The 22,468-nt window shown below is 45.2% G+C and carries 19 protein-coding genes; 4 read left to right on the top strand and 15 right to left on the bottom strand.

Annotated features, from left to right (window positions below):
- Positions 1-129: 129 nt before the first annotated feature.
- On the bottom strand, positions 130-1,143 hold the full coding sequence (locus V144x_RS02710; RefSeq protein ID WP_232102691.1) for a ThuA domain-containing protein: 1,014 nt from the start codon (positions 1,141-1,143) through the stop codon (positions 130-132).
- Between the two features lie 281 nt (positions 1,144-1,424).
- Here V144x_RS02710 and V144x_RS02705 point away from each other — a divergent pair, with 281 nt between their 5' ends.
- Complete coding sequence (locus V144x_RS02705; RefSeq protein WP_144981024.1) at positions 1,425-2,171, top strand: SDR family oxidoreductase; 747 nt, start codon at positions 1,425-1,427, stop codon at positions 2,169-2,171.
- A 61-nt stretch (positions 2,172-2,232) separates the two neighbouring features.
- On the opposite strand, the gene V144x_RS02700 is transcribed toward V144x_RS02705, so the two are convergent.
- From V144x_RS02700 to V144x_RS02670, 7 genes are all read right to left on the bottom strand, one after another.
- On the bottom strand, positions 2,233-2,760 hold the full coding sequence (locus V144x_RS02700) for a peroxiredoxin (RefSeq protein WP_144981021.1): 528 nt from the start codon (positions 2,758-2,760) through the stop codon (positions 2,233-2,235).
- Positions 2,761-2,863: 103 nt separating this feature from the next.
- Positions 2,864-4,057 (bottom strand): NHL repeat-containing protein, encoded by a 1,194-nt coding sequence (locus V144x_RS02695; protein WP_144981018.1) that lies wholly within the window; start codon positions 4,055-4,057, stop codon positions 2,864-2,866.
- 83 nt (positions 4,058-4,140) lie between these two features.
- Entirely contained in the window at positions 4,141-5,181 is a 1,041-nt protein-coding gene (locus V144x_RS02690) for a cytochrome-c peroxidase (protein ID WP_144981015.1), read from the bottom strand.
- A gap of 252 nt (positions 5,182-5,433) precedes the next feature.
- Complete coding sequence (locus tag V144x_RS02685; protein ID WP_144981012.1) at positions 5,434-7,101, bottom strand: hypothetical protein; 1,668 nt, start codon at positions 7,099-7,101, stop codon at positions 5,434-5,436.
- An 80-nt stretch (positions 7,102-7,181) separates the two neighbouring features.
- Positions 7,182-8,858: a hypothetical protein gene (locus V144x_RS02680; protein WP_144981009.1), complete on the bottom strand. Its 1,677-nt coding sequence runs from the start codon at positions 8,856-8,858 to the stop codon at positions 7,182-7,184.
- 40 nt (positions 8,859-8,898) lie between these two features.
- Positions 8,899-9,801, bottom strand: coding sequence for an ABC transporter ATP-binding protein (locus V144x_RS02675; protein WP_144981005.1), 903 nt, complete (start codon positions 9,799-9,801; stop codon positions 8,899-8,901).
- Positions 9,798-10,196, bottom strand: coding sequence for a GntR family transcriptional regulator (locus V144x_RS02670; RefSeq protein ID WP_144981002.1), 399 nt, complete (start codon positions 10,194-10,196; stop codon positions 9,798-9,800). The genes V144x_RS02675 and V144x_RS02670 overlap by 4 nt, the downstream gene beginning before the upstream one ends.
- 215 nt (positions 10,197-10,411) lie before the next feature.
- Between V144x_RS02670 and V144x_RS02665 the strand changes: the two genes are divergently transcribed.
- Positions 10,412-11,884 (top strand): sulfatase, encoded by a 1,473-nt coding sequence (locus tag V144x_RS02665; RefSeq protein ID WP_144980999.1) that lies wholly within the window; start codon positions 10,412-10,414, stop codon positions 11,882-11,884.
- 39 nt (positions 11,885-11,923) lie between these two features.
- Here V144x_RS02665 and V144x_RS02660 read toward each other — a convergent pair whose 3' ends face one another.
- Positions 11,924-12,670: a sugar phosphate isomerase/epimerase family protein gene (locus V144x_RS02660; protein WP_232102690.1), complete on the bottom strand. Its 747-nt coding sequence runs from the start codon at positions 12,668-12,670 to the stop codon at positions 11,924-11,926.
- A 406-nt stretch (positions 12,671-13,076) separates the two neighbouring features.
- Between V144x_RS02660 and V144x_RS02655 the strand changes: the two genes are divergently transcribed.
- Positions 13,077-13,487, top strand: coding sequence for a hypothetical protein (locus V144x_RS02655; protein ID WP_144980993.1), 411 nt, complete (start codon positions 13,077-13,079; stop codon positions 13,485-13,487).
- A gap of 163 nt (positions 13,488-13,650) precedes the next feature.
- On the opposite strand, the gene V144x_RS02650 is transcribed toward V144x_RS02655, so the two are convergent.
- On the bottom strand, positions 13,651-15,027 hold the full coding sequence (locus V144x_RS02650; protein ID WP_144980990.1) for a DUF1501 domain-containing protein: 1,377 nt from the start codon (positions 15,025-15,027) through the stop codon (positions 13,651-13,653).
- A 699-nt stretch (positions 15,028-15,726) separates the two neighbouring features.
- Between V144x_RS02650 and V144x_RS02645 the strand changes: the two genes are divergently transcribed.
- Positions 15,727-16,659, top strand: a complete 933-nt coding sequence (locus V144x_RS02645; RefSeq protein ID WP_232102689.1) for a TolB family protein — start codon at positions 15,727-15,729, stop codon at positions 16,657-16,659.
- Between the two features lie 21 nt (positions 16,660-16,680).
- Here V144x_RS02645 and V144x_RS02640 read toward each other — a convergent pair whose 3' ends face one another.
- The 5 genes from V144x_RS02640 to V144x_RS02620 are packed head-to-tail and all read right to left on the bottom strand — an operon-like array spanning position 16,681 to position 22,452.
- A complete protein-coding gene (locus V144x_RS02640; protein WP_144980987.1) occupies positions 16,681-18,042 on the bottom strand; it encodes an efflux RND transporter periplasmic adaptor subunit in 1,362 nt (453 codons plus the stop codon).
- 2 nt (positions 18,043-18,044) lie between these two features.
- The gene (locus V144x_RS02635; protein ID WP_144980984.1) at positions 18,045-20,429 is read right to left on the bottom strand and encodes an ABC transporter permease; all 2,385 of its coding nucleotides are present in this window, start codon (positions 20,427-20,429) and stop codon (positions 18,045-18,047) included.
- A complete protein-coding gene (locus V144x_RS02630; RefSeq protein WP_144980981.1) occupies positions 20,429-21,181 on the bottom strand; it encodes an ABC transporter ATP-binding protein in 753 nt (250 codons plus the stop codon). The genes V144x_RS02635 and V144x_RS02630 overlap by 1 nt, the downstream gene beginning before the upstream one ends.
- Positions 21,182-21,220: 39 nt before the next feature.
- The gene (locus tag V144x_RS02625; RefSeq protein WP_144980978.1) at positions 21,221-21,517 is read right to left on the bottom strand and encodes a (2Fe-2S)-binding protein; all 297 of its coding nucleotides are present in this window, start codon (positions 21,515-21,517) and stop codon (positions 21,221-21,223) included.
- Between the two features lie 38 nt (positions 21,518-21,555).
- Positions 21,556-22,452 (bottom strand): DUF4974 domain-containing protein, encoded by an 897-nt coding sequence (locus tag V144x_RS02620; RefSeq protein WP_144980975.1) that lies wholly within the window; start codon positions 22,450-22,452, stop codon positions 21,556-21,558.
- Positions 22,453-22,468 lie beyond the last annotated feature (16 nt).

Here is a 22,468-nt window from a genome sequence, read left to right as displayed (position 1 = left end):
GACAATGCAGATTTGGCAATATCGTATTCTTCGCCTGCAAAGAATACATGCCTGACGACTGGTGGAACCTGCTTAAAATAGCAGGTTCCGCTGTTCTATAATCGGTCCTTGAAAGCGAACTCAAATGGACTATGGTGCTTGAACCGTTGGTTCGTTATCTTTCCATTTTGTGTTAGGCAGTGGTTGTGTGACTTTCCCCGTAGCTGCCCATTCTGTTCCCCGTTGTAGCGTAATCTGAAAGCCGGTCCCTTGCAGGGCAACGGTATCATGTCCCAACGTGGTATGGAACACACGACCTTTTCCATAATCGACCGTCATCATAATCGGCTCATGCTCACCGGTCCCTCGTTCACTCGGTTCGGAATAGGCGGTCGCTAGCACAGTCACATTTTCTGCCGGGCCTCTTAACTTGCCATAGACTTCATCGGCAGGATGCATCCATTCTCGAGGTAACCCTTTGACAATGGGGTGCTCAGGCTTGCGAACTTTGACGACGACAGGAATCTTCGTGCCATGTGTCCCCCCCCTGCCAGGAGTTGTATCTTTAATCCATTTGTCACCACGTAAGCGCAACATGGGACCAGAGGTTTCATCACGACCTCCCCAACCACCGACGGCGATCATTTTGTTATATGCGGGCCAATCCGAAAAAGAATTGTCGGCGGCATGAACGACGACAAAGCTGCCACCAGAAGAAACATATTTATCAAATGCCTGTTTGACTTCTTCAGGCCAACTCTGACCATTATAGTTACTGACAACTACGTCATACTTTTTGAAATCAGGACGCCAGTTTTTCCAAAGCGCAGGTGCTTCCTGTTGGACTTGTGCTGCTTTTGTTTTCCATTCCGCAAGCTGCTTCTCGTAGTTTTTCTGTTGGCCCTCACTCAGTTTCCCCTTTGGTTTGCGCGGCTTTCTGGGAGGACTGGGAGGAGTGGTTGAGACTTCGACTTCAAAGCGACCAGAATTTTCCAGAATCTTTTTGAGCAAAGGCGTGGTCTGTTGCCATTGATGATTATTCTGTCCATCGATCAAGAGCACTGACAGCTTTTTATCAGCTTTGTCTGCCGCAAGGCAATAAACAGGACAGATTAAAATAAGAATGCATAATTTCAACACTTGTGAAAGGGATGAGCGTTTCAACGGATATCTCCTCAGAACTGATTTCGATGATTTATGTGAATATGGTTCATCTATGTTGATCTACTAGACTAAACTAACGGCTCCTCCCAGCCAAGTCACTAAAAAACTCTCTTTTGAAGTCCAGCATAAATCGAAAATAATTAACCATACTTTAGAAATAGAACACCCTCTTGAGTCGCTTTAGCTTATAGCCCTGTCTCCCTTCAAAAATATCCTTATAATGAAAATGGTTCATTTCTCTCCTTTCCACATTCGCGATAGATCAAATCAAGAGTTCTATTATGAAAAATGCAGTTATCATTACGGGAGGCGGACGCGGAATTGGCGCGGCGACATCGGTACTAGCCGCTCAAAAAGGATATTCAGTTTGTGTGAATTATCGCAGCAATGAAATGTCTGCCAATGACGTCGTCTCTGAAATCCAGAGAGCGGGCGGTGAAGCAATCGCCGTACAGGCAGATATTTCTGTCGAAGCTGACGTCGAACGATTATTTCAAACTGTCGACGATCGGCTGGGAACTCTGACGGCCCTGGTCAATAACGCAGGAATTCTCGAACAACAGATGAAAATGCAAACCATGACTCTCGATCGCTGGCAGCGCATCTTCAATACAAACGTGTTTGGCAGCTTTCTTTGTGCCCGTGCTGCGGTATCGAGAATGTCGCAATCCCGCGGAGGTCAAGGAGGCGCTATTGTCAATGTTTCCTCTTTGGCAGCATATACGGGTTCTCCCTTTGAGTACCTTGATTATGCTGCTTCCAAAGGTGCACTGGATACATTCACCAAAGGACTGGCTAAGGAAGTCGCAGAAGAAGGGATTCGCGTGAATGCAGTGCGCCCGGGATTCATTGCAACAACAATGCACGCTGATGGAGGCGAACCGAATCGAATCGAACGTGTGAAAGCTCAGGTACCGATGAAACGAGGAGGAACTCCTCAGGAAGTTGCCAATGCGATCGTCTGGTTGTTATCGGAAGAAGCTTCCTTCACAACAGGTGCTTTTATTGATGTCGCAGGCGGGCGATAAAAAAACAGGAGAATCCGAAAACGAATTCTCCTGTTTTGAATCTTGCACGTTTAAGCCTGGCTTAAAGTGTCTTGTCACCTTTTTTCCAGTTACAGGGAACATTTTCGCCTGTCTGGAGAGCATCAAGAACTCGAACAACTTCTTCGACATTTCGTCCTACACTTAATCCGTGAATCGCTAACCACTGACAGACACCTTCCGGATCAATCAGGAAAATACCACGAACAGCGATACCGGCATCCTCTTTCAGGACACCATAATCCTTGGAAAGCTGATGTGTGCCATCAGCCAACATAGGATATTTCAGGCCTGCCAATTGAGGATCAGCATCGCACCATCCCTTGTGTGAATACTTGCTATCTGTGCTGGCAGTCAGAACCTGGCAATTACGACTTTCGAATTCACCGAGTGCTTCGTTGAACGCAACTAATTCGGTAGGACAAACAAACGTGAAGTCCAACGGATAGAAAAAGAGGCAAACCCATTTTCCTTTGTAGTCTTCCAGTTTGTAATCTTTGAATGAATCGCTGCTACGATCATAACCCTGCAAACAAAAATCAGGAGCGGGGTGCATTACTTGAGCTGTCATTTGACTTTACTTACCTTCAAAATATTGGTGAGAAAAAATGATATTTGTAACAAAGACGCGGACTGGTTTACCATAAAATCAATCCGCGTCGTGAGCGTCTGTTTTAGAGACCGGCTTTAATCATTGCCAGTGAACCAGGTGATTTTTCAGGATCTTTCCCCTGAGTTCCAAAAGTCGTCAGATAAAGATTGCCATCTTTATCAAAAGCAATGGCCGCAGGTTTATCGAGGGCAATAATTTTTTCGGTTGTCACTTTATCGCCATCAATTTTCAGTTCAAACAATCCTCCCTTTTTGGTGTCAACCCAGGAGAAATCAGTCGCATATAACTTTTTGGTCTTGGGGCTATACGCTAAACCGGCGATATCACTTAAACCGGTTTTCAAACTTTTGTTGAGCTTTCCTGTAGCAGGATCATAGAACGTCAACAAAGCGTCGTTGGGGACATTCATTTCACCCATCTGACCAATCACAAGTTGTTTTCCATCCGGAGAGAATGTAATGGCAACCGGTGCATCTACATTGGTAGCTTCCTTGGTTGCGATAGTGAGTTCCAAAGGCCCCGCTTTACCATCTTTGACAACAGATTTGGCAACCCAGCCCTTGGTATCATCTCCGTTACAAGTAACAAAGATATTTCCACCACCAACGGCAACTCCATAAAAGTTACCTTCTCCTTTGGCGGTTTTGTCACCAGCCTTGATAGGACCAAGAGTCTGAGCGGCTGAATCTTCTTTGACCCATTTTGCAAGAGGCTTATCGCCTACTTTGTAAATACGAACGAGTTCTGAACCGTCGGGACGGCTACCATCGCCGACAACCAAATGGTCTTTATTCAAAAATGCCAAGCCCAGGGGACCGATATTGTACTTCGGACCTTTTCCATAAACATCGGTTGGGTAACCGGCAATTTCCAGATCAACGGTTTTGCCTTTAGCGTCATAGCGATAAACGCCATAACGACTGGCAACAAAGACATGACCGGTTCCATCCTGAATAGCAATCCCGCTCGGATTTTCCAGGTTGGTAACCAGAGTTTTGACGGTCACAGCAGGCTTTTTAGGCTCTTCTTTCTTTGGTGCTTCTTTTTTGGGAGCTGGCTTTTTTGCATCTTTCTTAGGATCTTCCTTTTTAGCAGCCTCTTTTTTAGGTTCTTCTTTTTTAGCGGCTCCCTTTTTCTCGTCGCCTTTTTTATCACCTTTTTCATCGGCGATCAGTAGATTACTTCCAGCGGTCAGGCATAACGCTGTGAGGCAGCAAGCACTTGCTTTCAAGATTAGGTGTAAATTCCACTGCATGGTGTTCATCTTCCTTTGAAAAGGGGATTTTCAATTAGTAACTTTGTCTCGTCACACTCTGTTTTAAAAAAAGCAACGAAACGCTATTTTGGTAGTTCAGGTGCTTTATGCTCAGGATATTTTGAACTGGCCAAGCCTTCTTTCATGAAGGTCACCAAATCATTGACCTCCTGAGGGGATAAATTCAATTTGAAAATTTCTTCATCAAGAAATTCGTTAGGAACACCACCTTTATTATAGTGTTCTACGACTTCTTTCAAAGTCTGCATGCTGCCATCGTGCATATAAGGCGCAGATCGGGCAATATCGCGTAATGTTGGTGTTTTGAAACTTCCGTGATCGCCTCCCAGTTTACTAACGGCTTTACGTCCGGTATCCGGCTTTTTCGCGTCCATCCCCACACCAATATTATGAAAGGCGTTGTCGGTAAAATTCGGTCCCGCGTGACAGGCACTACACGAGGCTTTTCCGAAAAAGAGTTTCATGCCCCGTTGTGCAGATTCGGAAAGTGCCTTTTTATCCCCAGCCTTAAAGCGATCATAGGGAGCATCTCCCGAGAGAATCGTACGTTCATACGTGGCAATTGCTTTGGCGATGGTATCAGCGGTAGCGTCAGAGCCAAAAACTTTTTGAAATTGTTTCTTGTAACCAGGAATGGCATTAATGCGATCAACGGCTTCCTTCAGTGTCAGATTCATTTCGATCGGATTGGCAATAGGCCCTAATGCCTGCTCTTCTAATGAGCCAGCACGACCATCCCAGAAATGAAACCGATTATAGGCGGCGTTGATCACAGTGGGAGAATTACGGCCTCCTTTTTGCCCTTTGAAACCAGTCGCAAACTGATCTGCATTACTGTATCCCTTCTCGGAAGCATGGCAACTGGCACACGAAATAGTGTTATCTCGTGATAAACGTTTGTCAAAGTACAACTGTTTGCCCAATGCAATCTTTTCCGCCGTGGGGGGATTATCTTCAGGGAACTCGATGGGAGGCAAACCAGCGGGAACTTTGATTACCTCTTCTTCTGCCCACACTCCAGAAATGCTGCACATGAGAACCAATATTAAGGCAACGCTCGCCAAAAATGCTTGCGTCACTCTGAAATGTTTTGCGACAGCCATCATTTCTCCTCAATATATATGGCGATATCCGTGTGGTCGAAAAGCAATGTCAGTGTCAAGTGACTAACAACCCTGTAAACTGCCTAGCCACACTAGAATATCCTGAGTTAGAAAATCTACCTTAATTGTTTATTTTTAGTCGCTGCGCTCAGGACTGCAAGTCTCTACTAAGGCTGATTTGAACTGAAAATAAGAATTTCACACGATTTAAGGCTAAGAGGGCGGAAAGTGCCTACCCATAACAGAGATGTGTTAGCGATGCCGGTTCCAGGAAACCGCCAGTGGAATTGTAGCGAACGGGGTCACTACTAATACCAGGAGAGAAGAAAGAAAGAGTCTGACTATGTTTTGGTCTGTTTTCCAAAACCCCCAGAAAATCAAAGGCATTATCAGACAAAACACAACTGCTATCCAGATCGTCGTAGAATTGATCAGTTCTTTTTTGAGTGCATTAAAATAAGCAATGATCGTACCACTCCAGATACAGCAGGTCAGCAACAGAAATTCACCATGCAAAAAGCTGACTCTCATTGACTCCGGAATCAAAACAATACTTATGAGAAAACCCGAAAATAAAAGTCCAAAAATAGTGAAAAATACACTAACAGAGAACCATTGATTTCCGGTCCAGAACAATGAAAGCGAATTCGCGATTCCCGCCCAGAATCCAATCAACACGAGAACAGGGACTGCAACAAAGAGCACTTTCGAATCATGATTAACGAGCCAGTTCCAATGATTGTTAATGACATCAAAGCCGTAATACAAAACCGCGATGAAGTAACTTACCAGGAAACTAAGCAGCGCGAATACTAATATCGTCAGCACAACGCACTTGATTAAATTACGAACCAAAACTGCAGAGAAGACTTGATCTGAGAGAGGCGCGATTGCCAAATAGCCTTTCATCTCAACCATATTCCGAGTTGAAAGTGCTTCACCCAAGATTAAAAATATCGAAATCGCAGAAAAAAACAAAAACATCATGGTAACCACCATGGGACTTTCTTTGGCAGTCTGATTCTCCATTCGCAAAGTATCAAAATAAGTGAATTGAACCAGATTCAGAACCAAGGCAATACTCCCTAAAAACAAAACCAGCAAGATCGCACGGCGACAGGAATCTCGCCAATGCAATCGGGCCAGCGCACTGGATTTTGAAATGAGACTATTATGGGTTTCGTTCAACGTTCCACTCGATAGCTGGTTTAACCAGGATTCAAACCGATTCCAGTGCAGACTGGGCTCAGCAGCACCAGAGCGGACTCGGGCAAACGACACAATGCCATACACCCACGCCACTACAAACACCAGTTGTAGTGTGACAAATTCTGAAAGTGTTACATTACTCCAGGGAACGATTTTCTCACCGAATCCATGTGGATTATAGCGTGAGATAAACCACCAGAACATTGCGACAATAAAACCAATCCAGAACAGTAATCGTCCGAAACCCCGGGCATGTAGATTCCAGTATGCACAATGCCCAACCATCATCAGCGTGGCAATGAATAGTGTTGGACCTAAGACAGGCCAATAATCGCTGAGCCAGTTTTCATCAAAAAAGACGATTCGATAAATCCCATTAGTCACGAGACTGAGAAAAACAACGGTTCCAATTGTGATAAACATCAAACCGCTGGCAATCGATGCCGAAGAAAGAGGAAGACTAAAGATGATTTTCTTGACCCCCTGTAACGCTTGTAAACAAACCGAGATAAAGACAAGCCATGAGGTTGCCAGAAATGCAAAATGAAAACTAAACGGTCGAAAGGCTCCACTCTCAATGGGGCCCTCAACAAGTAGAATTAAGCCTCGCAATACCAGAGGACCTAACACGAGCAGGCCAACGCCAAGTAAGGCTCCCCACCAGGCTCGTTTCACAAATGTTTGCGTCACCTCATAAAGCATATGCGTCATGGTTTCACCCAATTTTCACTCAAATACATTTGCATGTTTTGAATATTAACTAGCAGTTTTAAAAAGAGTTTTTAGCACCTTTATCGATGTCGATTCCAGGATAAAGCCAGTGGAATCGTAGCAAATGGGGCAATAATCAATACCAATAATGCTGCAATAAAAAAGATTCCGATGATGTCATCAATTCGAGAAAGATTCGGATGTTTAAAATAGCAGGTCAGAATTGAACTCACTAACCAGAGTAGACTGGCAATCATAGCCGTAGATGCTCTAATCCGTTTTTTTTGGTATGCAACCACATAGGCTGCTATTGTGCCTCCTACTATCAGAAGCGGCAGGGTGAGTAAAACACCCGCAAAAATATAGCTGTAGATGACATTTGTGCGAAAAAACCGATTTGAAACACTGGCAAGTCCCATAAAAAGACTAAAGCCCCCGAAGAATACACCAATCATTGTGTAGTAAAACCAGGTCCGGCCTGTCCAAAGTATCGAAATCATGTTCGCCGCAATGATCCAGAATCCGATTACCGTATAAATGGTGTATTTCACCCACAAACCGGCAAAAACATTCAGGTTTAGATCTCCGTTAAAAATCTCTGGTCCTTCCAAAAACATGACTCCAGCATAACTAAGTATCAGGCCCCCTTGAATCAAGAGAAGTGTCAAGACACACGCTTTGATCATGTTCCAGAATAAAGTCGCATTAAAGTCATTATCGGAAAGTGGTGACATCGCCAGAAAGCGTTTCATTTCTGTTCGACCTGAGGCAGAAACCCCTTCTCCAATAAGTAGCGCGACGATAATAGCCGCAATGAAACTAAACACCATTGTGACGATCACAAAGCCTTCAACCTGTCGGCTAAGGCTCGTTCCAAACTCTGCTCTAGACGTCAGGTTAACGGCTAACACAGAAATCATGAACAAGGTTCCTCCCATGATCACAGCACGATGACACGAATCGCGCCAATGCAAACGAGCTAATGAGGTCCGCTTAGAAAGAGGAATCGGTGCGCTTTCAGGGATGGCTCCGGTGAGTAAGGCGTTCCACCAGACCTGCATTTGCTGCCACTGCGGGCTGGGAACTGCAATGCCAGACCGAACTTTGGCAAACGCGCGGGTTCCCTGATACCAGGCAACTACACTCACCAGTTGCAACGTGACGAACTCCCAAAGCGTCACGTGACTCCAGGGAACAATCTTTGCTTGATATCCATTGGGATAATAACGTGAGATGAACCACCAGAACATCACGACAATCAAAGTAATCCAGAAAGCGACTCGTGTAAAACTAGGTGCATGGAGACTCCAGAAAATGTAATGCCCCACCAAAATCAATGTGGTAATAAACAGCAATGGCCCCAGCAGTGGCCAATAATCGGTGAGCCAGTTTTCATCAAAAAATAGTACTCTATAGGCACCATTCGTCACTAATTGTAATACAATCACTAAGGCCACTGTGGCCAACATCAGCCATGTGGCAATCACTTTCGAAGGAACCGGCAAACCCAGGCAGATCTTTTGGCATCCCGTCAACGCATGCAAACAAACCGCGAGAAAGATTATCCAGGAAACTCCCAGGTAGGCAAAGTGATAAGCAAACATATCCTGTTTGAGATAATCGAAATTCAAGCCCTGTAACCGAGTAATGATCAGAAACAACAATGGCCCTGATACCAAAGTTCCCACTGCAAGCAGAGCACCAAATCGTACCCGTTTACAGAAATCTTTTGTCGTTACATACAAGGCGGATTTCATAAGTTACACTCCGATCTCCTCTTTTCATTCATAAACTTCATCAGTTTGCAGAAGATCGTTCGACCGATTTCATTCGAGCTACAAAGATTTCTTCCAACGTTGGTGCCCCCTGCTCCAAAATTTCGCAGTGCATTGCTTCCAACTCTGCTTCGAGTTCCTTTTTCTGTCCATTACATACGATCTTCCATTCTCGACCTGAACCTGACCAGGTGATCGCACCTGTTAACTGCGGAAAATAGGGCTGTGGTTCCGGGAAGCTGACCGTGAGCTGATAGTGCGAAACCAGGACCTGATCCAAAGGACTTGCCAGCAAAATACGTCCCTGATCGAGAATGGCAATCTGATCCGAAACACGTTGCACTTCATCTAAAAGATGAGAGGAAAACAAGACCGTGCGTCCCTCATCAACGACCGTGCGAATGATGGCATCCAGAATATCTTTGCGAACCACCGGATCGAGACCCGAGGATGGTTCGTCGAGTACCAGTAATTGCGGTCGATGTGCCAGTGCCAGTAACAATCCGGCCCGTGCTTTTTGTCCCCGTGATAACGTAGGCACTTTTTGATTCAGAGTCAGTTCGAACATGTTTCGAAGTTCTTCAGCATAAACCGGATCCCATTTTGGATAGAAGGCACGGGTAAATTCGAACAATTCTCTAATCGACATCCATGTTGGGAGATCCCGATTTTCTGAAAGGTGTCCAATACGTCCCAGAACGCCGGGAGGGTCCGCAACCGGGTCTAAACCAAATACACGTACAACGCCTTGTTGTGGCTTCAGAAATCCTAAAACATGTTTTAACATCGTTGTCTTACCGGCGCCATTTTCTCCCACCAATCCGAAGACGCAACCTTCAGGAACCGTTAGATTGACTTCAGACAATGCCTGTTTTTTCCCAAAGCGACGGCTCAAATTTTGAATTTCAATAACATGCTCGGTCATTTTACACCCTCTTTATGTGAATCAAATTTCTGGCTACGCTGACGTAGTAACTTTAGTAGTGTTTCTTCATCGACTCCTAATTGACGTGATTCCGTCAGTAGAGCATCCATGCGCTCATTGAGAATACGACGTTTTTCTTTATTTGATAGGGGGGAAACACCGTTCGAAATGAAAACGCCGGCACCGCGCTTTGAGATCACGACTCCTTCCGCTTCCAGCTCACGGTAAGCCCGTGCCACCGTATTCGGAGTGATTGTTAATTGCTGTGCAAGACCGCGCACAGAAGGGAGCTGTTCATGTGGTTCCAAACGCCCGGAAGCAACCAGAAACTTGATCTGATTCGTTACCTGCTGGTAATAGGGAGTGCCGTCCGCTTCTGATAATTGAATCTGCATTTAATCTCCTCACAATCAACTGTATCAACACAGTAATACAGTTGATTAACGATGTCAACAACTTTTTTTCGATTATTTTTCAAATATATCGTGCCCGCACAAATGACTTTGGAATATGAATCGAAACATCCTTGCGTATGCACCCTGATCTGTTCAGAATAAAAAAGACGAATGACTCGCTTTCTTATAGAACATCTCTACGAAAGTCATCCCCAATGCACAATTCAGCTAAATCCTTGCATCTAATACTGCTCGCCTTACTGCTCTGCCCTGCTCTTTCTTTACATTCTGCATCTGCACAGAAACCAAATGTGTTGTTCATCGCTGCAGATGATTTGCGGTGTGATCTGGCCTGCTACGGTCATCCTTTAGCCAAAACTCCCTACCTGGATCAATTGGCAAAACGTGGTGTGCTTTTCAAGCAAGCCTACTGCCAGCAGGCGTTATGCAATCCGTCACGGGCTTCAATCATGACCGGTCGCAGACCAGATTCTTTAAAAATATGGGATTTGCCAACCCATTTTCGCGAAGTAAAACCAGAGATTGTCACACTGCCTCAGTTATTCAAACAACAGGGATATTTCACACAGAACATCGGAAAAATTTTCCATAACTGGAGGCAGAATATTCAAGGGGATCCGGCATCATGGTCTGTGCCTGCAGTCATGCATTATGCAACTCATGGCAGTGACAAACCGATTATCAGCAAAAACGAAAAGCTGCCTGTGAATCTGTCCAAAGTATTAAAAACGGAACGTCGCGATGTACCTGACTCTGCTTACTTCGATGGACGCATCGCTGATCTTGCCGTTGGTGCCTTACAGGAACTCAAAAAGAAGGAGATGCCTTTCTTCTTAGCGGTTGGGTTCTGGAAACCACATCTACCTTTCAATCCTCCGGAAAAATACTGGAAGCTTTATGATCAGAGCCCGATTACTGCTCCTAAAAATCCCACGCCGCCCAAAGATGTTCCCCAAGTTGCCTTGCATAATGGCCGTGAACTACTGGGAACGAAAGGCAGAACATTAACGACAATCGAAGTCATTGAACTACGGAAAGGCTATCTGGCAGGCATTAGTTACCTTGATGCCCAAATAGGGAAAGTCATTGATGAACTTGATCGGCTGGGGTTAGGTGACAACACCATCATCGTCTTCTGGTCAGATCATGGTTTTCATTTGGGTGAGCATGGTCTCTGGTGTAAGACTTCGAATTTTGAAAATGATGCGCATGTACCTTTGATGATCTCTGTTCCAAAAATGAAACAGGCGGGTACATCTTCCAAAGCATTGGTTGAGTTACTTGACCTGTATCCCACGCTGGCCGAACTTTGCAACCTGCCAGACCCCGGCCCACTAGAAGGTAAAAGTCTCGTTCCACTACTCAATGATCCCACACAAAAGGGGAAACCCGCGGCATACACGCAACACCCACGCCCCGCGTACTACAAAGGCAGTCCCCAATTGATGGGAGTTTCAGTCCGAACGCCCCGCTATCGATATACCGAGTGGCGGGATTTCAAAACAGGCGAGGTCGAAGCACGGGAACTTTATGACCACAGCATGGATCCTAACGAAAACACCAACATTGCCGAATCTCCCTCCGACGATGTTCTGTTTCAAAAAGCGGTGAAACTACTAGAAAAACAATTCCCGCGCAAGAAACTGAACCGCGTGCACAGCCAATAATCGTTTCGCAGTTCCGACTCCGAAAAAACGGAGCTCGGTTTAGATCACAACTGATTCCAATAGGAGTCGTAACTTACGAAGCTCTAAAGCGCGATCTACACCGTTCAGTAAGGATGGTAGAACTTCCACTGAAAGAAACTGGTTATATTCCTCTCGTTCGAGTTGGCTGATCAATCGACTGTAATCAATTTCACCCAATCCCACGGGTACTTGAACTTGATCACTGGTGGAATCTCTTAAATGCACATGGCAGACATACGGAAAAATTAAATCATAAGAAGTATTGCTGTAAGGACCACAGGTATAATAACTGGGGTCCAATGTGATTCCTAAACCTTTTACTGACTGACATAGTTCTGTCGCTGTTCGTGGATCTTCGGTAAGTTGGCCGGTTTTTGTTTTGATCGAAAGACAGATACCATCGCGACTGGCAATTTCCAGTAACGTTTTCAAGCGATCGATTTCGGAATTAAATGGAGTTCCCAGAGGAGAAGCAGGGATCGTAATCTGAGCAATTCGCATCAGCTTCGCTGTTTTACACAACGATTGAAACTTATCGGGAGTAATGTCATTTTCCAGACAAAAAGCAATCGGTGTCAGCCGCGTAGCTTCACGAAAACGAGAAGAAAAATCTTCCGGGGAATCGACCACCTCAGATGGCTTCAGATGATCACTTTCTTCATCCATCCAGATCTCAATTTTATCATATTCCAGATCCGTCAATCGTTCACAACTAACTTCGAACGATTCATCTGAAAAACAACGTGATGATGCAGCTACAAACACGCCGAACACTCCCTTGTTGGCAAATAACAAAGCAAGATGAGCACTTCGCCACCGACGATGCCTTGCCTCAAAAACTCAAACAACAAAACAACCCACTTTAACCAGTTTACACGAATTTAGTCATAGAGTAGGAAACTATGATAATTTATCCCGGCTTTGACGATTCTGCAAGGTCGATCAGTTTTGAATATTACAGCGGTTTTCCTTTTCTGGGGGATTTTAACTATTGTTGATCCCAAACATGCCGATAAAAGAAATAACTCGTTTGCTGATCATCGTCCGGTCTCCTAGAAGGCAATGGATGCTTTTTCAACGTTTGACATAAACGATACCAATATTTGCGAGCAAGAGTCTCTGTTTATAAGTAGACCTGCTCACACTCAAATTTCAGGGGGAAAGGAAGCCAATGAAACCTCAACTTTTAGTTACAATGGCCGCTTGTTTGATTCTACCTTTAAGTGTAGGGTGCACAAATAGCCAGGTTATTCGAGGTCAATCGGCCGATGGTGAGTTCATGATGCAGCAACAAGCTGAAATGGTCAAATATCAGCAGCTGATGCATCAACAACACGCTGGACAACAGGCACCAATCCAGCAAATAGGCCACAGGCACCACGGAGCATACTGCCCTCCGGGATATCGTGGCTGGAACAATGGGCATAAAAATGTCTATCACCACAAGAAACGTCCCAAACACTACCAGACTTACAAATATATTCCCCCTGCGGCTGTTTATCCTCAACAAAACCAGCCTATGGGAATCGTGCAATACCCTTACTACACACACAAAGGACCCGATGATTTCTTCCTGAAATAAGAAATCACAGTTCACTTCCAATAAATACTTAAAAGAGTTGGTTGAGTTCATTCTCAATCAACTCTTTTTTAATGCAGAGTAAAACGCTTTAGTTGGTCAGGCAGTGAATATTTCTCATGACTCAGAAACCAGTACAATACTCAAGACAAAATTCATACAACAATCAGGTCAACTCGACAATGGGTTTGCCTTTGGGAAGAATCGGCATCGGTCGACCGCTGTGATCGAGAAATTCATGGTTCTGGTCGATACCCAGAAAACGATAAACTGTCGACAGCAAATCGTTGGGGTCCAACTTGTTATCTTTCGCGTAGGCTCCATTGGCAGTCGTAGAACCGATCACCTGCCCCATTTTCATACCACCACCTGACACTAAAACAGACATCGCGCCGGGCCAATGGTCGCGTCCGGGTTGCATCACTTTCGAACGTGTTCCCTTTTGAGGATTGATACGAGGCGTACGCCCAAACTCTCCCGAAACGATGACCATCACTTTTTCATCGAGACCCCGCTCATAGATATCTTCAATCAGAGCGGAAACCGCGCGGTCAAAGATCGGTAGCCGTCCCCGCATATCATCATACAAGTGACCGTTGACCGCATGGATATCCCAGTTTCCTGCACTACCTGGAGTACTGGGATTTTGCATTTGCATCGTTACAAAACTACTGCCGGCTTCAACCAGCCTACGAGCAAGTAATGCACGTTGTCCCCATTTGTGACGACCATATTTTTCTCGGGTCGCATCGCTTTCCTGCGTCATGTCAAAAGCGTTACGGGCTCGATCACTGGTGAGCATCTCCAAGGCACGACGATTAAATTGATCCATGGATTCTAAAGAACCGCTCTGATCCAGGTCACGACGCATCTGATCAAAGGAAGTCAATAGCAGCATGCGATCATCAAGACGATTCTTGAGCTTCTCATCCATAGTGATATTGGGAACCTGGAAATTACTCCGGTTTGGATCTGCGCCTACTACAAATGGTAATGCTGACTCTCCCAGATAAGCACTGCCTCCCCCATAGACGCGCGGTTGATTACCAATGTAATTGGGAATGCCATTATTCACATGGTCGCGCATCCGGGAGACAATCGGCCCGATTGTCGGAAACTGAGCTATAGGATCCAGCGGTCTTAATGGATCACGGCCAGAAAGGAAACGCCCTGCCCCACCGGCATGATTCGCAAAGCCATGTGAGATTGAGCGAATAATCGTAAAGCGATCTGCCACTTTCGCATGCAGCGGGAGCATCTCACAAATATCCATACCCGGTACTTCGGTATGAATGGGATTGAATTCTCCACGATATTCGACGGGGGCATCCGGCTTGAGATCATAGGTTTCCATATGGCTGGGACCACCCTGCAACCAAATCAGAATGACCGATGTATCAGGCGTCGATTTTGCAGGCGAGGCTGCTGCAGTTCTCAGCCGCAGCAAATCTCCCAATCCCAAGCCACCTAAAGTAAGAAATCCTGCTTGCAGGAATGAGCGCCGTGATTGAGTTATCTGAAGCGAATTTACAGAACGACTCATGGTCAAGTCCTCGGCTGGTGGTATCAGGAAGGATCGGCAGGTGGGTTCAATACAAAACCGATTTCATCACTCGGTTATAATTTAATGGGGAAGCCAATTCACTTAAACATCTGCTTATATATTCTAACTGTTTGTAGCCAGGACTGCAAACTTTTAGTTCAAAATAGATCGCTTGACAGCTATCAGGCGTCGCTTAAAATCCCTGAGTTCTGCGTCGCGCGCGAAACAAAACTACGATTATCTGTTATCCTGTTTTATAACCAGTAGTTACTTCAAATTGCTTCGCGCACATTGATTCACAATATTTTAACCATCCGCTACAAGAGAAAGTCGCCTCAAACTCTTCAAACAATGAGTATCATGAAATTCGCCGCTCCATATAGTTCGGTCTGTTCATCGCGACAAAAAGTAGGATATCAACCACTTTCAGAATAGTTTCGGATTGTATGAAACGACATTCAACTCATATCGAGTCGCCTTCACTTGCGGTAAAAAGAGTGGTCATTGAGAAGTTGTCATATCTCAATCGGTTGAGTTGAAGATTGACTCATAGTGAAAATAGAGAGTCATGATTTTTATCATGGTTACTGAAATACACCAGTGGCCTTTGAGAAAATATTTTCTTTCAACCGGATTTTCAAACTGTTATAGTTCAGACAGCTACAAATTAATCTTTCCTTTACTACATCCAGAGGATTCATGATGAAACATATCGTACTTACCTGTTTCTATTGTATGACGAGCCTGGTAGTTCATCACTTCAATAGTTCCCTGATAGCCGCGGACGAAGAAGCAAAAGTCAACAGGACTCGATTTTACATTGCCGCTCAAGACGGAAAAGACGCTACGCTCTTTTTAGTACCCGGTGACTTTCATAATGTTGGCTCCCCTGCTTTCTCATCCGATGGTCAGAAATTGGCCTTTGACGGCTGGAAGTCTCAAAATGGTGAAAGCTTCTCAAATGTACAAATCATTGTTGCGAATGCCGATGGCAGTGACATGAAAGTCATCGGGCCTGGCGCGATGCCCAGTTGGTCTCCGGGTGGAAATCGAATCGCTTTTTCACAGCCTTCCCCGTATGGCGTTGCGATTATGAACGCAGACGGTTCCCAGATTAAAGTGATTCAAGAACGAGGCTGGGGAGCGCAGTGGTCACCCGATGGTCGAAAAATTGCATATAGCATTTCTGATTCGGGAAAAGCAAATATCCAGATTTATGATTTAATCGAAGAGACCAAAAGTCTGGTGTTTCCCCCAGGAGAAAGCCCTTACTCAAGCTTGTACTGGAACATGAGTTGGTCTCCTGACAGTAACTGGCTTTGCTTTAAAGGTCGTAATGCATCTGAAAAAACTTATGAAGTCGGCACTGTCAATGTAGCCGGCATGAAGGAGGGCTTCAAAGTTCATTACAAAAACAAGAAAGCCCCATCTGCTGACTTTGCATGGCACCCTCAAGGGGACAAGATCATTTTCTTCCCGAATTTAACCCCAGCGGCACTCTTTCAATTCAATCCAGCGGAAGACAAAGACCCCGAACCATTTAATACAGTGGTAAAAGGAAAAGTGAACGGTGGTGTCTGCTTCACTCCTGACGGACAGAACCTATTGTTTACCGTGAGGGGCGAAGAGTAAGCCTGAATTCAAAAAGTTTGCTTAGAGATTTTTAATGATGTTGGGTTTAACGTATTGGCCGGGTGTCAAATTCATACTCGGTGCGATAATGAGTTGATCTCCGGCTTTCACCCCCGAGCGGATTTCTGCATCAAAATCGTTCATCACTCCGGGTTCGACATCAACCAGAACGGTCTTATTATTTCGTACTAGAAACGCCTGCCAGTCACCCGAACCATTGCGAAAAAGCGCTGCCCGCGAAACTTTGATAGTGTCTTTCTTAATCTTGGTATAGATTTTAACGCGTACACGAAAATCGGTCCCCAAATCTCGATTTTGCTGTTTGAGTTGTTTCCAGATATCCTGGTTGAAACTGATGATGACTTTGACTCGTTGTTGTTCAACACCCAAGGATGAAATTTTCGTGAAACCTTTGGGATAGATGCGTTTGACTTTTCCCTGAACGGGCTGAGTTCCAATAGCCGGCCCTTCAATATCGACAAGCGAACCAACTTGAATATTGCCGACATATTGGGAAAGCACATCTGCCTCCACTTCCAGGTTTTCCAGTCTCCCAATTTCCAGTAGAATTTCACCGGCTGGGAGAGTCCGTTCGTTTGAATAATTTTTCGTAAGAATGGTTCCATTGATGGGGCTACGCATTGTGGCTCGTTTGCGGTCACGCAGTAATTGCTCCAGTTGAGAGAGCGCCTCTTTTCGCTCTTCCTGTAAAACAGCTTCTGAAAGCTCTTTTTTCTCTTTGTATTTCAGGATCGAAATTTTTCCGATTTGCATGGCACTTTGAACGGCCTGCAAAGACCGCCATGTCAAAATGTCTTTCTGATAGTCGATTTCACTCTCTTTTCGAAACAAGTCGGACTCATTGAGTTCACTTTCAGAGAGTGCCTTCTTTTGATAGAGCGCGTATTTACGATCAAATTCATCTCTGGAAAACTGCCATTTCGCTTTACTGGCCTCCTGTTGTTTGCTGGCAGCTTCGACCGTCAGATCCATCGATTTGAGAAACTCATCAAACTGCATCAGAGAATTATCTTCCAGGCGGTTATCTGCCTGTTCAATGATTTTCTTTGCAAACTGTTCTACACGATATTTTGCTTTTGCAATTTCCGCATCCAGATCCGAAGTATCCATTGTCGCGACGACCTGACCTTTCGTTACTGCTTGATCTTCAGAAACGGTAATAGGCAAAATGCGACCATCTAAAGGCATGGCAATGCGATAGATTCGAGGAAGAGACGTTTTCGCACGTTCTTCAATGAAAGCTTTGATCTCGCCTGTCTCCGCCACGGTGACATCAACGGGCAGGGGAGCCCCTGACAAAAAAAAGTAACTTCCCAGTCCAACCACAGCGAACACAAATATCAATATATATTTTCGGGACACAATTATTCCTTTACGTTTAATGCTTCTAACCAATCCATTTTTTGAATGGTTTTTTGTACCGGCCAATGTGCAATTAATGTGAATAGAATGCCCAGGATTACGGTATAGACCCAGCTCAGAGTATCAATCGTAAAAGGCATTCGAAATAATTCGGTATCGTAGGCAATGTTGATGCCTTTGGAGGCCCAGTAACCTGCGGGTAATCCCAGGATAATTCCCGGTAAATTAATGCAGAAACTTTCTCTTAGAAAAATCGACCCTACTTCTTTCGGTGTATAGCCCAGCACACGGAGCGTCGCGATTTCCTGTTGTCGCTCCGAGAGCGAAATCAGAGAGGCATTCAAGATGCTGCCAAAGAAAATCAAGCAAGAAAATGCAATTACAACCACAATCATCACTACCATTTGTTCGATTAAAACTTCCTGCAATTTCTCTTTCTGATCTCGAATCGAAGTCACACCCTGAACGGCGGGAACCTGCTTGAGTTCTTGATAGATTCGTCTCGTGGCAACAGGGCCAGGGTCTGTTTTTAGTTGAACGCTGGTGATAGAGCTTGCTTCCCCCATCAACCGATTCAAGTATTGATAGTCAGCATACACGGTCAACCCGAGGTAGCTGTCAATGATTTTCATGACAGGTATTTGTCTGGCAATACGATCGCCTGCAACAGGAGTCATTTCGATGGAATCACCTGCCTGGATTCGGAGAATCTCTGCCAGTTTGCGCGTTACCAGAACTCCAGTCTCCGGCACAACAACGCGATTACCGGCAGTATCGCGGGGAATCGTCAGTTGTGCATTTCTGAGAATTCCCGTGATTCCGACTTTTTTTTCGTAGATTCCATTTCTCAATGTACAACCAACATGAAAGAGTGGCTCGGCATAATCCACGCTGGGAAACTGTTGGGATTCATATAATGCTGAATAATCATGATCGTCTTTGAAGGTGACGTCTATGTCGCTCAACAATAACTTATCGTATTGAAAGTCAAGTAATGCAAACGCGGAATCATACATGGAGAAGGTCACCAGTAACAGCATCGCGCCAACCATCGCGGATATCAGTCCTCCCAGAGTTCGTGTCCGATGCCGAAAAATATCGCGCAAAACGAGTTGCCAGCGGAAGTCCAGAGCATTCCAGAATACTTGAATCTTCTCTAGCAAAATGCGCCTCGCGCGTAATGGAGGTTTGGGACGCATCGCTTCCGCGGGGGACAATCTCATCACTGATCGGACACCTCGAAAGGTCCCCAAGACCGAAAAGAAAACACTGATCAACATGCCCAGTAAAACAATGCGTGGATAAAGCTCGTTCGTTAAAGCAGGAAACTCAAAATAATTTCGGTACTGTGCCGTCAAACCACCTGCCAGCGAATAGCCAATCAGAGTTCCCAATATGCCGCCCGCCAAACCGATCAGAAGCCCAAACTGCAAAAAGTGGATAAAGACTTCCCGATTTGAATAGCCTAGCGCTTTCAAAGTTCCGACCACAGTTCGTTGTTGTTCTGCCATGCGCGACATTAGAAGATTCAGAGCCAGAGCAGCAACAATCAAAAAAATGGTAGGTAGAATCGTCGCGCTGACTTTCAGGCCATCGATTTCGCTTTTCAAAAACCAGTGTGAAGACTGTTCCGCAAGCGGGGTTTTGGAAACCACACCGAAATCTTCCAGGTTGAGCTCAATTTGATCGAGAATCTGTCGAACTCGGTTCTTACTTTGATATTCAGGTGCAACTTGACCTAAAACTTGATTGGCTGCTCCTTCAAAACCGAAGACATCTTCTGCATAATCGTGTTTCAAATAAAAGACGCCATAGCTTTCCGGTTCCGGAACAAGTCCTCCCGGGCCAATTAAATACACAAATTCAGAACTGATCGCGGTACCGATGACAACAAGATCCTGTAGACGATTATTGAGAATCAACTGAATATGATCACCGGGTTTCAAATGATGCGCACGGGCAAACGCATCATTGAGTATCACCTCTTCCTGTCGTTGATCGGTAAAATAACTTCCCTGCTGAATCACAATGCGATTAATGGGCGCATTTTCATGTTCTGGCAGTGAGATGACTTTTCCTGAGAGTGGCTTTTCAACCCCTTCCAGGGAAGCCGTGACTTCAAAGATAATTCGCGGCAGGAGATTCGTAACACCGGGAATTTCTGTGAGTGTAGCAAGGTCACCTGTCGGTACTTTTTTCAGTTCGACTGAAAAATCAGCCATACGACAGAGTCGGTAGTAGCTCTGCCGTGAATATTCCAGATTGTCATAGGTTGAAGACATGGCAATGAAGCAACCAATTCCGACTGCAATGATGCTGATAATCGCTGCTAAAACTCCTTTAGCGGCGATTAGCTCACGCAGTAATTTTCGGTGCAACACTTTCATTACCAGGTCACCTGATTTGCGGCCACAGGATGAGAGTTGACCTTCGTTTCCGCAATGGTTCCGGAACCGATGCGAATGATTCTTTCTGCCATTTCACCGATGGCGGAGTTATGTGTAATGATGACAACCGTCATACCCAATTCGCGATTCAGGTTTCCCAATACTTCAAGAATCATGCGACCTGTGTTGAGATCAAGTGCACCCGTTGGTTCATCACACAACAGCAATTCTGGATTTTTTACCAGTGCACGTGCAATGGCAACCCGCTGTTGTTCTCCACCTGACAATTGTGAAGGAAAATGATCTGACCGATGTTCTAATCCCACAAGTTTCAATGCTTTATCGGGTGACATGGGAGAATCGCTGATGTCTGCTGAAACAATGACATTTTCACGGGCTGTCAGCGTGGGAACCAGATTATAAAACTGAAACACAAAACCGATGTGCTTACGTCGATAACGGGTGAGTTCCATTTCAGTAAACTGAGAGAGATTCTGTGAATAGAAATAGACGTCTCCACTTGAAGGGACGTCTATACCTCCTACGATATTCAACAAGGTACTTTTCCCGGAACCGGAGGGGCCTACAATCACCAGAAATTCGCCAGGATAAATCTCGAGATCCACGTCACGCAAGACAGGAACAGAAACATCTCCTGTGATGTATGTCTTGGAAACGGACGTCAAAGAAAGGAGAAGACGGTTCTCGCTGGTTCGGTCAGAGTTAAATGCTTCAGCATCGGAGGCAGGCATGGTTGAGGTCTCGGAGCAGGTTGATATTCGTCATCGACGTTAAGCGGGTGGAATTCCTTTTCCATCCTGAATGTACTTGTCCCTTTGTTGAGCATATTCCTCTGCCGTAATGACTTCGTCATCCGTTGCGGTGAATTCAGAAGCATTTTGCGCGTTCGTTTTTTCAAACTCTGAAAAATACCGCTTTAAGTAAGGCACACACCATCCGCAACCTGTGCCGGCTCCTCCACACTCACTCAATTGACTGGCACGTCTGGGACGATGAATACGGAGGTGATTCACAATTTTTCGTTTACTGATATGAAAACAATAACAAACTTTATCGTCGAGTTTCACGGTGCATACAAATTTCGTTTTAGATAAAAGCCCGCATATTAATTGCGAACCGATTGATCAGGCTTAAAAGACGCTTCTGTTTTTTGAATATAGATTTTATTTGATTTCACAGAAAATGTGAGGGCCACTTCACTCAATACTCGCTTTAATAAATCTGAGAGTGTCGTTTTTTTAAGAGAGAATGAGATTGGAGTCTCCATCAGACGCTTATCATTTTTTACATTTTCTGCGAACTGAAATTCGGTTCCCAGCATTTCTTCCAGTTGGCTAATCATTTGCTTCAGAGGAACTTCTGTGGGTTGGCGGAATTCCACAATGGGAATCTGAAGTGCAACATTCACATCGATTTCCAAGGCAGGTAAGGGCTGCGCCAATTGAGGCTTACGTGCATTCAAAGGAGGAGTGTCTTCCGGCTTGGCAGCGATTAATTCCTGGAATTCCTCCTGTACCACAAGCGGGGCTGGTTTGATCGGTTCTGGCCGGACAGGGGTTTCTGGTTGAGGTGGTCCATTCTGTTTGAGCGTCGCGAGAGCAGGGGGCACATGCTCGGGTTGATCAGGTTTTGAGGGTTCCATATTGACCGATTTTTTGAGAGTCGTCTCGGAAGCCTCAATTACTTTTGTAACCGTTTCATTGCTGGATGACTGAGAAGGAGAACTCTGATCAAAAAGAATGAGTAGCAGAATCAGAAAGGCTCCTGTGCCGGCAACAAGCCATGACATCAGCACAGGACTTGTAATCAGAAATCTGCCGTAGCGATGTAACAAATCCCCCAACACGCGCGCTCTTCGCAGAAGATGAGAATGATCTTTGCGAGTAGGAGTCGCACTGATCGCACTAATTGAAAATTCCCCCTCTGTAGTCTGAGTGACCTGGAGAGGCTGATCGCAGTCGGGACAGGGAAACCTGGTATCGGCCAGCTGCTGTCTGCGCATTCTGAGCATAGCCTGA

The organism is Gimesia aquarii, from assembly GCF_007748195.1.
In the GTDB taxonomy this organism is placed as follows: domain Bacteria; phylum Planctomycetota; class Planctomycetia; order Planctomycetales; family Planctomycetaceae; genus Gimesia; species Gimesia aquarii.
This window is presented reverse-complemented; position numbering and strand designations above follow the sequence as displayed.

Bases quoted from the DNA above. Each gene is read 5' to 3' on its own strand.
- V144x_RS02685 (WP_144981012.1), bottom strand. From the start codon at position 7,101: ATGACGCATATGCTTTATGAGGTGACGCAAACATTTGTGAAACGAGCC.
- V144x_RS02655 (WP_144980993.1), top strand. From the start codon at position 13,077: ATGAAACCTCAACTTTTAGTTACAATGGCCGCTTGTTTGATTCTACCT.
- V144x_RS02680 (WP_144981009.1), bottom strand. From the start codon at position 8,858: ATGAAATCCGCCTTGTATGTAACGACAAAAGATTTCTGTAAACGGGTA.
- V144x_RS02675 (WP_144981005.1), bottom strand. From the start codon at position 9,801: ATGACCGAGCATGTTATTGAAATTCAAAATTTGAGCCGTCGCTTTGGG.
- V144x_RS02620 (WP_144980975.1), bottom strand. From the start codon at position 22,452: ATGCGCAGACAGCAGCTGGCCGATACCAGGTTTCCCTGTCCCGACTGC.
- V144x_RS02665 (WP_144980999.1), top strand. From the start codon at position 10,412: ATGCACAATTCAGCTAAATCCTTGCATCTAATACTGCTCGCCTTACTG.
- V144x_RS02630 (WP_144980981.1), bottom strand. From the start codon at position 21,181: ATGCCTGCCTCCGATGCTGAAGCATTTAACTCTGACCGAACCAGCGAG.
- V144x_RS02700 (WP_144981021.1), bottom strand. From the start codon at position 2,760: ATGACAGCTCAAGTAATGCACCCCGCTCCTGATTTTTGTTTGCAGGGT.
- V144x_RS02670 (WP_144981002.1), bottom strand. From the start codon at position 10,196: ATGCAGATTCAATTATCAGAAGCGGACGGCACTCCCTATTACCAGCAG.
- V144x_RS02695 (WP_144981018.1), bottom strand. From the start codon at position 4,057: ATGCAGTGGAATTTACACCTAATCTTGAAAGCAAGTGCTTGCTGCCTC.
- V144x_RS02645 (WP_232102689.1), top strand. From the start codon at position 15,727: ATGATGAAACATATCGTACTTACCTGTTTCTATTGTATGACGAGCCTG.
- V144x_RS02705 (WP_144981024.1), top strand. From the start codon at position 1,425: ATGAAAAATGCAGTTATCATTACGGGAGGCGGACGCGGAATTGGCGCG.
- V144x_RS02690 (WP_144981015.1), bottom strand. From the start codon at position 5,181: ATGGCTGTCGCAAAACATTTCAGAGTGACGCAAGCATTTTTGGCGAGC.
- V144x_RS02650 (WP_144980990.1), bottom strand. From the start codon at position 15,027: ATGAGTCGTTCTGTAAATTCGCTTCAGATAACTCAATCACGGCGCTCA.
- V144x_RS02635 (WP_144980984.1), bottom strand. From the start codon at position 20,429: ATGAAAGTGTTGCACCGAAAATTACTGCGTGAGCTAATCGCCGCTAAA.